The 15261-nt window shown below is 54.1% G+C and carries 14 protein-coding genes and 3 tRNA genes; 9 read left to right on the top strand and 8 right to left on the bottom strand.

The genetic code is table 11. The annotated features are described in order from the left end of the window. Positions 1-49 precede the first annotated feature (49 nt). On the top strand, positions 50-1252 hold the full coding sequence (gene punC, locus ACX3P5_RS07830; RefSeq protein WP_458968513.1) for a purine nucleoside transporter PunC: 1203 nt from the start codon (positions 50-52) through the stop codon (positions 1250-1252). A gap of 311 nt (positions 1253-1563) precedes the next feature. Next, positions 1564-2712, top strand: a complete 1149-nt coding sequence (gene cfa / locus ACX3P5_RS07825; protein WP_233984466.1) for a cyclopropane fatty acyl phospholipid synthase — start codon at positions 1564-1566, stop codon at positions 2710-2712. A 56-nt stretch (positions 2713-2768) separates the two neighbouring features. Here the strand turns inward: cfa and ACX3P5_RS07820 are convergent, their stop codons facing one another. Further along, positions 2769-3428 carry a riboflavin synthase subunit alpha gene (locus ACX3P5_RS07820; RefSeq protein WP_233984467.1) on the bottom strand — a complete coding sequence of 220 codons (660 nt, stop codon included), beginning with the start codon at positions 3426-3428 and terminating at the stop codon, positions 2769-2771. Positions 3429-3633: 205 nt separating this feature from the next. Here ACX3P5_RS07820 and ACX3P5_RS07815 point away from each other — a divergent pair, with 205 nt between their 5' ends. The 6 genes from ACX3P5_RS07815 (at position 3634) to ACX3P5_RS07790 (ending at position 7714) form a co-directional block, all read left to right on the top strand. Continuing rightward, entirely contained in the window at positions 3634-5007 is a 1374-nt protein-coding gene (locus ACX3P5_RS07815; RefSeq protein WP_233984468.1) for an MATE family efflux transporter, read from the top strand. 153 nt (positions 5008-5160) lie between these two features. Beyond that, positions 5161-5237, top strand: a tRNA-Val gene (locus ACX3P5_RS07810). Between the two features lie 3 nt (positions 5238-5240). Then, a tRNA-Val gene (locus ACX3P5_RS07805) sits at positions 5241-5317 on the top strand. Positions 5318-5339: 22 nt separating this feature from the next. Further along, positions 5340-5416 (top strand) — tRNA-Val (locus tag ACX3P5_RS07800). A gap of 344 nt (positions 5417-5760) precedes the next feature. After that, positions 5761-7173: a pyruvate kinase PykF gene (gene pykF / locus ACX3P5_RS07795; protein WP_233984469.1), complete on the top strand. Its 1413-nt coding sequence runs from the start codon at positions 5761-5763 to the stop codon at positions 7171-7173. A gap of 304 nt (positions 7174-7477) precedes the next feature. Further along, a complete protein-coding gene (locus tag ACX3P5_RS07790; protein ID WP_009090492.1) occupies positions 7478-7714 on the top strand; it encodes a major outer membrane lipoprotein in 237 nt (78 codons plus the stop codon). A gap of 79 nt (positions 7715-7793) precedes the next feature. Here ACX3P5_RS07790 and ACX3P5_RS07785 read toward each other — a convergent pair whose 3' ends face one another. From ACX3P5_RS07785 to sufA, 7 genes are read right to left on the bottom strand one after another with little or no spacing between them, the layout of a single operon-like run. Further along, entirely contained in the window at positions 7794-8819 is a 1026-nt protein-coding gene (locus tag ACX3P5_RS07785) for a L,D-transpeptidase family protein (RefSeq protein ID WP_233984470.1), read from the bottom strand. 56 nt (positions 8820-8875) lie between these two features. After that, the gene (gene sufE / locus ACX3P5_RS07780; protein WP_233984471.1) at positions 8876-9292 is read right to left on the bottom strand and encodes a cysteine desulfuration protein SufE; all 417 of its coding nucleotides are present in this window, start codon (positions 9290-9292) and stop codon (positions 8876-8878) included. 21 nt (positions 9293-9313) lie between these two features. Beyond that, positions 9314-10537, bottom strand: coding sequence for a cysteine desulfurase SufS (gene sufS / locus ACX3P5_RS07775; protein WP_233988186.1), 1224 nt, complete (start codon positions 10535-10537; stop codon positions 9314-9316). Next, complete coding sequence (gene sufD / locus ACX3P5_RS07770) at positions 10537-11817, bottom strand: Fe-S cluster assembly protein SufD (RefSeq protein ID WP_233984472.1); 1281 nt, start codon at positions 11815-11817, stop codon at positions 10537-10539. Before sufD ends, sufS begins: the two co-directional genes overlap by 1 nt. Beyond that, on the bottom strand, positions 11792-12538 hold the full coding sequence (sufC, locus tag ACX3P5_RS07765) for a Fe-S cluster assembly ATPase SufC (protein WP_094120315.1): 747 nt from the start codon (positions 12536-12538) through the stop codon (positions 11792-11794). Before sufC ends, sufD begins: the two co-directional genes overlap by 26 nt. A gap of 42 nt (positions 12539-12580) precedes the next feature. Then, positions 12581-14074, bottom strand: a complete 1494-nt coding sequence (gene sufB / locus ACX3P5_RS07760) for a Fe-S cluster assembly protein SufB (protein WP_233984473.1) — start codon at positions 14072-14074, stop codon at positions 12581-12583. 7 nt (positions 14075-14081) lie between these two features. Further along, positions 14082-14456, bottom strand: coding sequence for a Fe-S cluster assembly scaffold SufA (gene sufA, locus ACX3P5_RS07755; protein ID WP_233984474.1), 375 nt, complete (start codon positions 14454-14456; stop codon positions 14082-14084). Between the two features lie 389 nt (positions 14457-14845). Between sufA and ACX3P5_RS07750 the strand changes: the two genes are divergently transcribed. After that, complete coding sequence (locus ACX3P5_RS07750) at positions 14846-15250, top strand: hypothetical protein (RefSeq protein WP_233984475.1); 405 nt, start codon at positions 14846-14848, stop codon at positions 15248-15250. The last annotated feature ends 11 nt before the right edge of the window (positions 15251-15261 follow it).

Below are 15261 nucleotides of genomic sequence, written 5' to 3'. Positions count from 1 at the left end.
AACGCACCTTTTACACTCTGCCGCGTTCAACCTGCAAAATGAGAATCAGATGTCACCGTCAAAAGGATTTATGCCTTATCTCGCTCTGCTGAGCATGCTGGGCTTTTTAGCCACCGATATGTACCTGCCCGCGTTTGGCGCGATGCAGCAAACTTTCAATACCTCGCCAGGCCTGATCAGTGCCAGCATGAGCCTGTTCCTGGCCGGTTTTGCCTGCGGCCAGCTGTTCTGGGGTCCGCTCTCCGATCGCATCGGGCGTAAGCCGGTGCTGCTGGCTGGACTGGCGCTGTTCGCCGTCGGCTGTGCCGGTATGCTGTGGGTAGAGGATATTTTTCTGATGCTGGCGCTGCGCTTTGTTCAGGCGATTGGCGTCTGTGCGGCCGCTGTCAGCTGGCAGGCGCTGGTGGTCGATCGCTATCCGGCCGCACGTGCTAATAAGGTGTTTGCCACCATCATGCCGCTGGTGGCGCTTTCGCCAGCCCTGGCACCGCTATTAGGCGCGTGGCTGATTGGTCATTTCCACTGGCGTTCGATCTTCCTGGTGCTGACGCTGATTGCGCTGGCCTTGATCCTCACGACGCTGCGCCTGCCGTCGGGCCGCAAAGCAACGGGCAACCAGGGCGCAAATCCGGGCTTTTTTACCCTGCTTAAATCCCGGGTTTACAGTGGTAACGTACTGATTTATTCCGCCTGTTCCGCCAGCTTTTTCGCCTGGCTGACCGGCTCACCCTTTATTCTGGCCGATCTGGGCCTGTCGCCCGCCGATATTGGTCTGAGTTATCTGCCGCAGACGGTTGCCTTCCTGATTGGTGGCTTCGGCTGCCGTGCCCTGCTTAACCGTTTTAAAGGGGCGCAGCTGCTGCCGTGGCTGCTGGCGGTCTACAGTCTGAGCATCCTGGCGCTGTTTGCCGTCGCACTCTCCGGCCACAGTACGCTGCTGAGCCTGCTGCTGCCGTTCTGCGGCATGGCGCTGGCTAACGGTGCTATCTATCCGATTGTGGTCTCCGCCGCACTGATGCCTTTCCCGGATGCGACCGGTAAAGCCGCTGCGCTGCAGAATACGCTACAGCTGGGATTATGCTTTGCCGCCAGCCTGGCCGTCTCCGCCGGATTAACCCAGCCACTGCTGACCACAACCCTGATAATGGCCCTGACCATTCTGCTCGCCCTGCTCGGCTTCGCGCTGCAGCGGGTGACAAACGCACAATCTGATGTTGCCACCCCCACGACCGCCTGCCAGGATAATCACTGAGGCAATGATTTTTAGTTAGCAACCTAACAATAAGTCATTGAATATTGACCCGCGTGAGAATATACTCATTCGGGTCAATAATTCTGCTACAAATCAACAACATAATAACGTAACAAACTGATTGGCAACCGGGTTGCCGGGATGGCGTCTGCGCGCGCGTTACTGTTACCGTGCCTGATGCTTTTGAACCGTTTCAATCCTCTGTATCACGCCAGATCTCTGGTTTACGGAGTCATCCGTGACTTTTCTCAATTCCTGAAGAAATTGACTATTCTTTTTCAGGTTAAGATTGGACAGGTGGTGGAGAAGCTATGAGTTCATCGTATGTAGAAGAAGTGAGCCTCGAAGAAAACCATTGGTATCGCATCGTTCACGAATTGCTGGAAAAAGCGGATATCGAAATTAATGGCTCACGGAGCTGGGATATTCAGGTGAAAAATCCTGACTTCTTTAAACGTGTCCTGCAGGAAGGATCGCTGGGTCTGGGCGAGAGTTATATGGATGGCTGGTGGGAATGCGATCGGCTGGATATATTTTTCCACCACGTACTCAAACATAAACTGGATCAGCAACTCCCTCATCACTTTAAAGATACGCTGCGTATTGCCGCGGCGCGCTTAACTAATCTCCAGTCGAAAAAACGCGCCTGGATTGTCGGTAAAGAGCATTACGATTTAGGAAACGATTTGTTTTCTCTGATGCTTGATCCCTATATGCAGTACTCCTGCGGCTACTGGAAAGAGGCCACGACGCTGGCCGCTGCGCAGGAAGCGAAGCTGGATATGATCTGCCGTAAATTAGGGCTGGAGCCTGGCATGTCGCTGCTGGATATTGGCTGCGGCTGGGGAGGACTGGCCGAATTTGCCGCCCGTCATTATGGCGTGAAAGTTCACGGCGTTACCATTTCCGCCGAACAGCAGAAGCTGGCACAACAGCGTTGTGAAGGTTTAGACGTCACTATTTTATTGCAGGATTATCGCGACCTGAATGAGCAGTTTGACCGTATTGTCTCGGTCGGCATGTTTGAACATGTCGGACCGAAAAATTACGCCACCTATTTCGATGTCGTGGACCGTAATTTAAAGCCAGACGGTATTTTCCTGCTGCATACTATCGGTGCGATTAAAACCGATATGAATGTTGATCCCTGGATCGATAAATATATTTTCCCGAATGGTTGTCTGCCTTCCGTTCGACATATTGCTGACGCCAGCGAGCCCCATTTTATTCTGGAAGACTGGCATAACTTTGGCGCCGATTACGACACGACCCTGATGGCGTGGCATGAGCGCTTTATCCAGGCCTGGCCGCAACTGGCGGAGAGCTACGGCGAACGTTTTAAACGCATGTTCTCCTACTATCTCAACGCCTGTGCCGGTGCGTTTCGCGCCCGTGATATTCAGTTATGGCAGGTAGTATTCAGTCGGGGTGTGGAAGGCGGATTACGCGTGGCGCGTTGATGCGGCGGCTGAGCAAGATTAAAAACAGAAAAAAAGGCGCTGATGCGCCTTATTTTTTATTCCTGCGCGGCAGGCTTTCCGGCCAGCATAGCTACCGTCCCGGCGGCATCCCGTTGTGCGAGCACCCGCTCAACGGTATCGACGATCGCCTGGGTATGCGGATCAATCTCGATGTTAACCCGGTCGCCAAAGGTTTTGGCGCCTAACGTAGTGCGTTCCAGCGTCTCCGGAATCAGATAGACGCAGAATTTGGTTTTGGTCACGTCCCCTACCGTCAGGCTAATGCCGTCGATGCCGACAAAGCCTTTGTGCAGGATATATTTCATCTGGGTCGGGTCCTGAATTTTAAACCACACTTCGCGGTTGTGTTCCGACTGGATAATTTTGCAGATCTCAGCCGTGGTCATAATATGACCGGACATCAGGTGTCCGCCTATTTCATCGCTGAATTTTGCGGCACGCTCGATATTGACCACATCGCCCTGACGTAAATCGCCGAGGTTGGTGACACGCAGGGTCTCTTTAATTAAATCAAAACTGACCCGATCGCCCTCAATAGCCGTTACGGTTAAGCAACAGCCGTTGTGCGCCACGGAGGCGCCCAGTGCCAGGCCTGGCAATAATTCTGCCGGCATCCTGATGGTGTGGGTGCGGAACAGCTCTTTCTCTTCAATGGACACTATTTCTGCGGTGCCCTGCACAATACCGGTAAACATAGTCTTTGCCTCTGCGAAGTTTGCGCTAGTTTATCACAGCTCACGTCCGCTGTTCGCTTTCAGCCAGCGGTGTTGCCTGACAGCAGAGTAAATCGCATGCAGTGACAAAGATTGGCGAATCCGGTCCTGACAGTTACACTAGCGGACGCAATTCCTGGGGCTTTTCTGACCCCGTCATTATTTTATTAACTATTCAGGTGTTAACGTGCAGAAGTATTTAACAGAAGCGCGTCAATTGCTTGCCCTTGCGATCCCGGTCATCCTTGCTCAGGTGGCTCAAACCGCAATGGGATTTGTGGATACCATTATGGCCGGCGCCGTCAGCGCCACGGATATGGCCGCCGTTGCTGTCGGCACCTCTATCTGGCTTCCGGCCATTCTGTTTGGTCATGGTCTTCTGCTTGCATTGACGCCCACGGTTGCGCAACTCAACGGCTCTGGCCGCCGCGAACGTATCGCCGAGCAAATTCGTCAGGGCTACTGGCTGGCATTTTTTGTTTCGCTGTTGATCATGGTGGTGTTGTGGAACGCCGGTTATTTAATCCGGGCGATGCACGATATCGATCCGCTGCTGGCGCAGAAAGCAGAAGGTTACCTTCATGCGCTGCTGTTTGGCGCACCGGGCTACCTGTTCTTCCAGGTGCTGCGTAATCAGTGCGAAGGCCTGTCGAAAACCAAACCGGGTATGGTGCTGGGTTTTCTCGGGCTGATGGTGAATATCCCGCTTAACTATATCTTTATCTATGGTCACTTCGGTATGCCAGCGCTGGGCGGTGTCGGCTGCGGCGTGGCAACAGCCTCGGTTTACTGGGTGATGTTCATCTGTATGCGTTTCTGGATCCGCCGGATGGGCGCCATGCGGGATATCCATCTGGTCAGTCGCTGGTCTGCGCCGTCACGGCCTATTCTGACCCGTCTGATGACGCTGGGCTTGCCGGTGGCGCTGGCGCTGTTCTTTGAGGTGACGCTGTTTGCCGTGGTGGCGCTGCTGGTCTCTCCGCTGGGAATCGTTGACGTTGCCGGACATCAGATTGCACTGAACTTCAGCTCACTGATGTTTGTTATGCCGCTGTCGCTTGGCGTCGCCACCACTATCCGGGTCGGCTATCGTCTGGGTCAGGGATCGACTGAACAGGCGAAGGTGGCCGCCTGGACTGCGCAGGGCGTCGGCATCAGCATGGCGGCGATGACCGCGCTGTTTACCGTCACCTTCCGGCATCAGATCGCCCTGCTCTATAACGACAATCCGGAAGTGGTGACGCTGGCGGCGCAGCTGATGCTGCTGGCAGCGATCTATCAGTTCTCCGATTCGATCCAGGTGATTGGCAGCGGTATTCTGCGTGGCTACAAAGATACCCGCTCGATCTTTTTTATCACCTTTATCGCCTACTGGCTGCTTGGTCTGCCGGCCGGTTATCTGCTGGCGCTCACTGACTGGCTGGTGCCACGCATGGGGCCAGCGGGATTCTGGTGCGGCTTTATTATCGGGCTGACATCCGCGGCGGTAATGATGCTTTGGCGAATCAGGCGTCTGCAGCAGTCACCTGCCGAGGTGATCCTGACGCGCGCGGCGCGCTAACCGGTTGAGCGGGCGGTAAAAGGCCCGCGACGCCTAAAAAAACGACGCATAGCACAGTTGCTGCTCAGTCACGGTGAAAAAACGCTTTTTCTCCTTGCCAGCCTCACCGGCTGCCGTTAATATTCGTCCCCGCTGTCGCCCAGACAGCGTGTTGCGCTCTTAGCTCAGTTGGTTAGAGCACCACCTTGACATGGTGGGGGTCGATGGTTCGAGTCCATTAGAGCGCACCAAGTGCGTCCGTAGCTCAGTTGGTTAGAGCACCACCTTGACATGGTGGGGGTCGGTGGTTCGAGTCCACTCGGACGCACCAATATTCAATATGCATTCAGTATGCGCTCTTAGCTCAGTTGGTTAGAGCACCACCTTGACATGGTGGGGGTCGATGGTTCGAGTCCATTAGAGCGCACCACTTTCAGAATTCCTTCAGCTTGCGCAACTCCACTTTTATTGATCTGCATCGCTTCCCCCTTCTGCTTTTTGATTGGTTTTCGCATACTTAGCGTCTATACTGTGCCGCGTTGTCCACTTGAAAGGTTTCAGCGATCACGTGCCTATTGCGATAACTCAGATAATTTGCGCAACAATAATGAGGTGGTTACCCGGCGTAACCGCACAACTTCCCTGCACGCCTGGCCTTCGTCACCTATTCTTACTCTGTACAGCCCGTTTCGATTTCAAACAGTATTCTCACTTCGATGCATTGCCATCGGATTTCGCCCTTTATCATCCATCACAACTTACAGATAACCTGTCATGAAAAAGACTAAGATCGTTTGTACTATCGGCCCGAAAACCGAATCAGAAGAGATGCTGACCCAGCTGCTGGAAGCCGGCATGAATGTTATGCGTCTTAACTTCTCCCACGGCGATTATGCCGAGCACGGTCAGCGCATCACCAATATGCGTGCCGTGATGGAAAAAACCGGTCGTCAGGCGGCTATCCTGCTGGATACCAAAGGCCCTGAAATCCGCACCATGAAACTGGAAGGCGGAAATGATGCGCCGTTGAAAGCGGGTCAGACCTTTACCTTCACCACCGACCAGAGCGTGATCGGCAACAGCGAGCGCGTTGCGGTCACCTACCCTGGCTTTACCGCTGACCTGAAAATCGGCAACACCGTGCTGGTCGATGATGGCCTGATCGGAATGGAAGTGACCGAAGTCACTGAAAATACCGTGGTGTGTAAAGTGCTGAACAACGGCGACCTCGGTGAAAACAAAGGCGTTAACCTGCCTGGCGTTTCAATCCAGTTGCCAGCGCTGGCCGAAAAAGATAAGCGCGACCTGATTTTCGGTTGCGAGCAAGGCGTTGATTTCGTGGCGGCCTCTTTCATCCGTAAACGCTCAGACGTGCTGGAAATTCGCGAGCACCTGAAGCAGCACGGCGGTGAGAACATCCAGATCATCTCCAAAATCGAAAACCAGGAAGGCCTGAACAACTTCGACGAAATTCTCGAAGCCTCTGATGGCATCATGGTAGCGCGTGGCGACCTGGGCGTTGAGATCCCGGTTGAAGAAGTGATCTTCGCTCAGAAGATGATGATCAAGAAGTGTAATAAAGCGCGCAAAGTGGTGATTACCGCCACCCAGATGCTTGACTCGATGATCAAGAACCCACGCCCTACCCGTGCTGAAGCGGGCGACGTGGCAAACGCCATCCTCGACGGCACCGATGCGGTAATGCTCTCTGGCGAAAGCGCCAAGGGTAAATACCCGCTTGAGTCGGTCACCATCATGGCGACCATCTGTGAGCGTACCGACCGCGTGATGAAGTCACGTATCGATAGCCAGAACGACACCCGCAAGCTGCGTATCACCGAAGCGGTCTGCCGCGGTGCCGTTGAAACGGCTGAGAAGCTGGAAGCGCCACTGATTGTGGTTGCCACCGAAGGCGGTAAATCTGCCAAGGCCGTGCGTAAATACTTCCCGAACGCCACCATCCTGGCGCTGACCACCAATCCGACCACTGCGCGTCAGCTGATCCTGAGTAAAGGGATTGAGACTCGTCTGGTCACTGAGATTGCCTCTACCGATGATTTCTATCGTCTGGGTAAAGAAGCGGCGCTGGAAAGCGGCTACGGTCAGAAAGGTGATGTGGTGGTGCTGGTCTCTGGTGCATTAGTACCAAGCGGAACTACCAACACCGCCTCAGTACACGTACTGTAAAACACTTTTTGCTCTTTATTTTAAGGCGCCTTTCATGGGCGCTTTTTTTTATTTGTACTTAATACAAATAGCGGAAAATTCCAATCGAAAATAACTATTCAAATACACTTTATATTAAGGTTAATCCGATTAAATCTCTCTGTTTTCGCTAAATTTTTTTATCATCTACTGCGATCCGCTGCTTCTTTGAGCGAACGATCAAATTTAAGCATCTTCTCATCAAAAATTTATTCTCAACTTAAAAAGCTTTGTGTAATACTTGTAACGCTACATGGAGATTAACTCAATCTAGAGGGTATAAATAATGAATCGTACTAAACTGGTACTGGGCGCGGTAGTTCTGGCTTCAACTCTGCTGGCTGGTTGCTCAAGCAACGCTAAAATCGACCAGCTGTCTTCAGACGTTCAGACTCTGAACGCTAAAGTTGACCAGCTGAGCAACGACGTGAACGCAGTGCGTTCAGACGTTCAGGCTGCTAAAGATGACGCAGCTCGCGCTAACCAGCGTCTGGACAACCAGGCTCACTCTTACCGTAAGTAAGAGTTCTGGTTTAAAAATGGCGCCTTTAAGGCGCCATTTTTTTTGCTTTGCATTTACGCGGTTTCCCGCGTTAATCCTTTCAGGGCGTGGCCGTTTCGGCTTTAGCCTCATCGACTGGCGCAGCAGAGGCTGATGAAGGCGTCTCCCGCCCTGCTGGCGGCGTTGTCTCGCTCCGGACCGGCTCACCATTGCTGACCAGTACCGGCATCCCTGAGCGGCGCGCTAAGGTCGCTTTAATCAGTGCGCTATCGCTCTCTTCGCTTTTAATAAACTTTTTCAGTCCGGTAGTCAGCGCTAACGGCATAGTTTGCGGATCGTCCTTATCGCTATGCGACAGGGGCTGATGCACCTCAACGTAGCGTTTACCGTCAGGCTCCACCGCATATTTCACCGGCTGATTGATAATCTGAACCCGCGTCCCTTTCGGTACCGAATTAAACAGCGCTTCGATATCCTCTGAACGCAGGCGGATACAACCGGAGCTGACACGCATACCAATACCAAACTTCGCATTGGTGCCGTGGATCAGATACTGGCCGCTGCCGCGCGCCAGACGCATGGCAAACAGCCCCATCGGGTTGTCGGGCCCGGCAGGCACTACTGCAGGCAGCGTCACGCCCTCTTTGGCATAGCGTTTACGAATGTTCTGAGTCGGCGTCCAGGTGGGATTCGGTATTTTCTGACTGATTTGGGTCACCATCACCGGCGTCGCCGCGCCCAGCTGACCAATCCCGATTGGATAGACGATCACCTTGTCTTCGCCTTTGGGATAGTAGTAGAGACGCAGTTCGGCCAGATTCACCACAATGCCTTCACGCGGTGTGTCGGGCAGCAGCATCTGCAGCGGTACGGTCAGTTGCGTGCCGGCTTTCGGCAGCCAGGGATCGGTGCCGGGATTGGCCTCCAGCATGCCGAGCAGGCCAACCTGGTAGCGGGCGGCGATCTCTTCCAGTGGACGTTTGTCGTCAGGAACCTGAGTCAGGACGTTTTCGCCAATCAGGCGACTGTCAGGCGGCGGTAGCGGGTATTCCGTGGCAAAAGCGGGTGCAGAGAGCCCAAAGCAGGTCAGCAGCAGTGCACCGGCTAAACGTAAAGCAGGTTTCATGCAATTTTCTCGTCAGATAAAAAAACAGACGCCGGTTGGCGTCTGTCGAGTGTAGCTTAGCTGAGGTTCTGAGCGGTATGGCGAATAGACCGAATCATCGCTTCCAGCCCCTGCGACCGGGTCGGCGTCAGGTGCTGCATCAGTGCCAGTTCGCCAAACCAGTGGCGCACATCCAGCGCGACAATTTCAGCGGGCGGCAGATTCTGATAAAGGCTAAATACGATAGCAATCAGACCTTTAACAATCGCGGCGTCACTGTCACCTTCAAAGGCGATGGTGCCATCTTCCTGCGGTGTCATCCTGATCCACACCTGGCTCTGGCAGCCTGAAATGGCATTTTCCGGCTGGTGTAAGGTTTCAGATGATTCCGGAAGTTTTGACCCCAGCTCAATGATGTAGAGGTACTTCTCTTCCCAGTTGGCGCAACGATTAAAGTTACGCACCAGTTTCTCTTTTTCTGGCAAATTCGCCATCGGTTACTCCGTTAAAACTGTTCAGCCGCCCAGCAGACGATGAATACGAGTCAGTCCGGCCGCCAGACGATCCACTTCCTCTTCACTGTTGTAGAAGGTGAACGAGGCGCGACACATCGCTGGCACGTTGTAGTGGTGCATCAGCGGCATTGCGCAGTGGTGGCCGGTACGGATCGCAATGCCGTACTGATCGAGGAAGCTGCCAACGTCAAAGGCGTGATGCTTGCCCAGATTGAAGGCGATCACCCCAGCACGCGCCTGCGGGCCGTAAATCTGAATATCCGGTACCGAGGCCAGCTTATCGAGCGCGTAATTCATCAGCGCCGTTTCGCGTTGATGAATCGTCTCCAGACCCAGCGCCTGAACGTAGGCCAGCGCGGCACCAAAGCCGATAATCCCGCCGGTGTTTGGCGTCCCGGCTTCGAAACGCCAGGGCGCACTGTTCCAGGTGGTCCCGGTCGGCAGCAGCACGCGGTCGATCATCGATCCACCGCCTTCCCACGGTGGCATCTCATCCAGCAGCGCTTTGCGGCCATAGAGAATACCGACGCCGTTCGGGCCATACAGCTTGTGGCTGGAGAAAACGTAGAAGTCGCAGCCGATATCCTGCACGTCGACTTTGCCATGCATCACCGCCTGAGCGCCATCAATCAGCGTCACGACGCCCGCGGCTTTTGCCTGCGCGACGATCGCCTTCACCGGGTTGACTGTGCCAAGGACGTTAGAGACATGCGTGACCGCCAGCAAACGGGTGCGGCTGTCGATCAGACCTGCCAGTTGCTCCAGCGCCAGCTCGCCATTGTCGTTCAGCGGCAGCACCCGGATTTCAGCACCGGTACGCTGCGCCACCATCTGCCACGGCACGATGTTAGCGTGATGCTCCATCTCGGTGATGATCAGGTTGTCGCCCGGCTGGAGATTCGCGCCGCCCCAGCTGTTGGCCACCAGATTGATGCCTTCAGTGGTGCCTTTGACGAACACGATCTCTTCCTGCGTGGCCGCATTCAGAAAACGCGCCGCCTGGTCGCGCACGTTCTCCATATCGCTGGTCGCCTGCTGGCTGAGCGTATGAATACCGCGATGCACGGCCGCGTAGCCGTGCTGGTAGAAATGACTTTCGGCGTTGATCACCGACAGCGGGCGTTGTGCGCTGGCCGCACTGTCAAGATAGGCCAGCGGATGACCGTTGACCTCACGCTTCAGGATCGGAAAATCTTCCCTGATGCGTTCGAGATCGAAGTTCATCATGAGTCGTCTCCAGGAAAGCGCTCAGCGATACGCTGCAGCACTGCCTGACGCAAGACCTCATTCTCCAGTGCTTCGGTCAGTTCCGCAGCAAAGGCGTGAATGATCATGGTCTGGGCAGCGTCCTGCTCAATACCGCGCGAGCGCAGATAGAACATCTGCTCATCATCGATGCGACCGATGGTGGCGCCGTGGCTGCACTTCACGTCATCCGCATAGATTTCCAGCTGCGGCTTGGTGTCCACTTCGGCCAGACGTCCCAGCAACAGGTTGTTGTTGGTCATCTGTCCATCTGTTTTCAGCGCATGCTTAGCCACTTTGATATGACCATTAAACACCGCCCGGCCTTTGTCACGCACGATGGTTTTGTGCATCTGACGGCTGACGCAGTAGCCTTTATTGTGCTCAAGGTAAGTACGGGTATCCGCCACTTCCTGACGCACCGGCAGCACCAGACTGTTCACCGCCAGCTGGGTATTCTCACCGTTTAACTGGGTGCTGGTGTTGTGACGGCTCAGACCCGCGCCCAGCAGGAAGCTGGTGCTGCTGACCTGGGCATCACTGCCGATCACCAGGTCGTTGTGCGCGAAGTGATAGCTCTCGCTGCTTTCAAACGCCAGTTTGGTGTGGGTCAGTTTTGCGTTGTTGCCGACCTCAAAGGTAAAGCGTGCGCCGGTGAAGTGCGCGCTGCCATCCAGCGAGACGTAGTGCTCAACCACTTCCGCTTCCGCGCTCTCATCCAGCTGCAGATGATGACGATGATGAACGGTGTTCATCCCGCTCTGCTGGCCGCTGGTGATGTGCAGCAGATAGAGCGGACGGGCAGCAGCTTTACCGCGAGCCAGATGAAGAGTGGTCACCTCTTCCGCCAGACTCTCGGTCAGGTGCAGGAAGACTTCCGGCTGTACCGCAGCCGGCAGTGGACGACGCTCGGCCGCCACGCTGTGGTGAATCTCAAACAGCTCGCTGTCGCGGGAACTGAACGCAGGCTGGAACTGACCATCGACATAGACCAGACGCACGGCATCCAGTGGCAGCGCCAGCGCATCAACCTGCTCAGCGCTCAGGGTTTGCGGTGCCTCTGGCAGCACAAACTGTTGCGTCAGGAAAGTATCCAGCGAGGTGTATTTCCAGTTCTCATGCTTGCGGGTCGGCAAGCCAACCCGCATCAGTTGCTGCCAGTGCTGCTGTGCCTGAAGTGAACGCACGTCACCGCGCGATTCAAACAGGTGATGCCACTGTTGCAGCGCAGAATCACTCTTCGTCGGTAAGCCAGCCATAACCTTGCTCCTCCAGCTGTTTCACCAGCGAGAAGTCGCCAGATTTCACGATTTTGCCCTGATAAAGAACGTGTACGAAGTCTGGCTTGATGTAGTCCAGAATACGCTGATAGTGGGTAACGATGATAAAGGCACGCTTCTCATCGCGCAGGCTGTTAACGCCGTTCGCCACAATTTTCAGCGCATCGATATCCAGCCCGGAATCGGTTTCATCCAGGATGCAGAGTTCCGGCTCCAGTGCCGCCATCTGCAGAATGTCGTTACGCTTCTTCTCGCCACCGGAGAAGCCAACGTTCACTGAACGGGTCAGCAGATCCTCTGGCATCTTCAGCAGATGAATTTTTTCTTCGATAAAGTCCTGGAAATCGAAGCGATCCAGCTCTTCCTGCTGACGGTATTTACGCACCGCGTTAACCGAGGTTTGCAGGAAAAACTGGTTGCTCACGCCAGGGATCTCAACCGGATACTGGAAGGCCATAAAGATACCTTCACCGGCACGCTCTTCCGGTGCCAGTTCCAGCAGGTCTTTACCTTTAAAGGTGACAGAACCACCGGTCACTTCATAATCTTCGCGTCCGGCCAGCGTGGCAGAGAGCGTACTTTTGCCTGAGCCGTTCGGGCCCATAATGGCGTGAACTTCACCCGGTTTAATTTCGAGGTTCAGACCACGCAGAATGGCTTTATCTTCAACACTTACCTGTAAATCTTTAATGCTTAACATACTTATTCCTTCACATTGCTTCCGGCAACGCGTGTGACGGCATCAGCCCACACTGTGCTCAAGGCTGATGGCTAACAATTTCTGGGCTTCCACGGCAAATTCCAGTGGCAGCTCCGAAAACACGTCTTTACAGAAGCCGTTCACGATCATCGAGATGGCATCTTCTTCACTGATACCGCGCTGCAGACAGTAGAACATCTGATCTTCGCCGATGCGTGAGGTAGTGGCTTCGTGCTCAAGCTGGGCCGTATTGTTGCGGGTTTCCACATACGGGAAGGTATGTGCGCCGCAGTCCGGGCCAATCAGCATTGAGTCACACTGGGTAAAGTTACGCGCGTTAGTGGCGGTCGGCATGATTTTCACCAGGCCGCGATAGGTGTTTTCACTTTTACCGGCCGAAATCCCTTTGGAGATAATGGTCGATTTGGTGTTTTTACCGATGTGAATCATTTTGGTGCCGGTGTCCGCCTGCTGGCGGCCGCTGGTCAGCGCGACCGAGTAAAATTCGCCAACCGAGTAATCACCGCGCAAAATGCAGCTCGGGTATTTCCAGGTGATGGCTGAGCCGGTTTCTGACTGCGTCCAGGACATCTTGCTGTGGTCGCCTTCACACAGCGCACGCTTGGTCACGAAGTTGAGGATACCGCCCTCGCCTTCACCGCCCGGGAACCAGTTCTGCACCGTCGAGTACTTCACTTCGGCATTTTTATGGATGATCACTTCCACCACCGCCGCATGCAGCTGGTAGCTGTCACGTACCGGTGCTGAACATCCTTCGATGTAGCTGACGTAACTGTCTTCATCAGCAATCAGGATGGTGCGTTCGAACTGACCGGTTTTCGCTGCGTTGATGCGGAAATAGGTCGACAGCTCCATCGGGCAGCGCACGCCTTTCGGGATATAAACAAAGGTCCCGTCTGAGGCAACGGCCGAATTCAGCGCGGCAAAGAAGTTATCGTTGGCCGGTACCACCGTGCCAAGATACTGCTTCACCAGCTCCGGATGATCCTGAATCGCTTCGCCGAAGGAACAGAAGATAATGCCCTGCTCCGCCAGTTTGCCGCGATAGGTGGTCGCCACCGATACCGAGTCAAAAATCGCGTCAACCGCCACTTCGCGCCCTTCACGTACCGGTACGCCCAGCTGGTTAAAGGCATTTTCCACTTCCTGCGTCAGATAATCGCTGGCCGGCGCGCTGCCTGATGCCTGAGTTGCTCCCGGCTCAGAGGCGCAGCTGTCATCGCAATTACCGCACGACGGTGCGGAATAGTAGCTGTAATCCTGGTAATCGAGTTTCTCGTAATGCGCTTTCAGCCAGTGCGGCTCTTCCATTTCAAGCCAGGCACGGAAAGCTTTAAGACGAAACTCCAGCATCCACTCTGGCTCGTTACGCTTGGCCGAAATTGCGCGCACCACATCTTCATTGATGCCGTTGGCAAATTCTTCGGTCTGCAGTTGGGTAAAGAAGCCCTCTTTATAATTGAGCTTGCCTTCCCAGATTTGTACATCGTCAGATGTTTCGCTGTGTCGTGACATATTTCACTTACTCGACGCCAAAGCTCTCGCCACACCCGCAGGCGTGCTGAGCTTTAGGGTTATTGAATTTAAAAATCTGATTCAGGCCTTCGCGAACGTAATCCACTTCGGTGCCATCAACAAATGGCATCGCCTGAAGCGGCACAAACAGGGTTGCGCCGTGGAACGAGAACTGCAGATCGTCATCGACTGGCTCTTTCACCAGATCCATGACGTAACCAAAACCGGCGCAGCCGGATTGTTTCACGCCTAAGCGCAGACCCTTGACATCAGGGTCCTGAGCCGCCAGATTGAGAATTTGTTGCGCTGCGGTTTCAGTCAGCGTCAGCCCTTTCCAGACATAGTCGTCGGGTGAGAAAGAGTCTGCATTAACGGATGCCATGTTGATACCTCTTGAGTCCGGACCTTTTCAGGCTATCCCCCTATGGTAGTGATCTGACCAATCACTTCAACCTCTTGTTTTGCAGGGATAATCATCTTGTGCTGTTTTATTCGCCTGTTTATTAAGCATAGACCCTTCAACTCACTTTGCGGTGAGACAGAACACAGGAAGAGTCCCGATATAACCTATTAATAAATCACTCTTTTTAAAATCATCACTTTTCGTAAAAGTCGTTATTGATAGGTTACGCCTTTCTGCGATGTAAACAGATTGTTATTTCCGATTATACCGACAGGCCAGATAAATCGTTAAATTTTTCTGCCGCAGCAATTGCAATCCCGGCCCAGTTGAATATGATAATTATTATCATTCACGTTCAGGGTGGCGTTATGACGCTTTCAGTCTCTGCCTGGCTGCAGCATAAGATCGACGAGTACAAATTTTCGGTGCGCGATATCACCGTCGACTTCTACCTGGCGCAGGCCAGACTTGACCGGGCCGACTGTTCCCTTCAGCAATTACGTCAGTTTAATGATACCTGTCTGGATATGGCAGAAGTCTGCCAGCTGAACGGAGATGACCAGAGCTACCTGCATGCGATGGGCAAACTGCATCACCGCCTGGTGCAGGAGATGGGCAATAGCGAACGCGACCGCCTGTTTCGCATTCAGGCCTATCAGCTGGCGCGCCTGTCCCTGACCCGTCTCTGCCATCAGCTGGCGATGATCGGTGAATGGGACAAAGCCACCGCGCTGCAAAGCGAATTTGTGCGTCACGCGGGCTGGATATTCTAATCCAGCCACGT

It is taken from the genome of Pantoea sp. S-LA4, assembly GCF_054482835.1.
The sequence above is the reverse complement of the archived record's forward strand: the minus strand, read 5'-3'. Positions and strand labels throughout refer to the sequence as shown.

Bases quoted from the DNA above. Each gene is read 5' to 3' on its own strand.
- punC (WP_458968513.1), top strand. From the start codon at position 50: ATGTCACCGTCAAAAGGATTTATGCCTTATCTCGCTCTGCTGAGCATG.
- cfa (WP_233984466.1), top strand. From the start codon at position 1,564: ATGAGTTCATCGTATGTAGAAGAAGTGAGCCTCGAAGAAAACCATTGG.
- ACX3P5_RS07820 (WP_233984467.1), bottom strand. From the start codon at position 3,428: ATGTTTACCGGTATTGTGCAGGGCACCGCAGAAATAGTGTCCATTGAA.
- pykF (WP_233984469.1), top strand. From the start codon at position 5,761: ATGAAAAAGACTAAGATCGTTTGTACTATCGGCCCGAAAACCGAATCA.
- ACX3P5_RS07790 (WP_009090492.1), top strand. From the start codon at position 7,478: ATGAATCGTACTAAACTGGTACTGGGCGCGGTAGTTCTGGCTTCAACT.
- ACX3P5_RS07785 (WP_233984470.1), bottom strand. From the start codon at position 8,819: ATGAAACCTGCTTTACGTTTAGCCGGTGCACTGCTGCTGACCTGCTTT.
- sufE (WP_233984471.1), bottom strand. From the start codon at position 9,292: ATGGCGAATTTGCCAGAAAAAGAGAAACTGGTGCGTAACTTTAATCGT.
- sufS (WP_233988186.1), bottom strand. From the start codon at position 10,537: ATGAACTTCGATCTCGAACGCATCAGGGAAGATTTTCCGATCCTGAAG.
- sufD (WP_233984472.1), bottom strand. From the start codon at position 11,817: ATGGCTGGCTTACCGACGAAGAGTGATTCTGCGCTGCAACAGTGGCAT.
- sufC (WP_094120315.1), bottom strand. From the start codon at position 12,538: ATGTTAAGCATTAAAGATTTACAGGTAAGTGTTGAAGATAAAGCCATT.
- sufB (WP_233984473.1), bottom strand. From the start codon at position 14,074: ATGTCACGACACAGCGAAACATCTGACGATGTACAAATCTGGGAAGGC.
- sufA (WP_233984474.1), bottom strand. From the start codon at position 14,456: ATGGCATCCGTTAATGCAGACTCTTTCTCACCCGACGACTATGTCTGG.
- ACX3P5_RS07750 (WP_233984475.1), top strand. From the start codon at position 14,846: ATGACGCTTTCAGTCTCTGCCTGGCTGCAGCATAAGATCGACGAGTAC.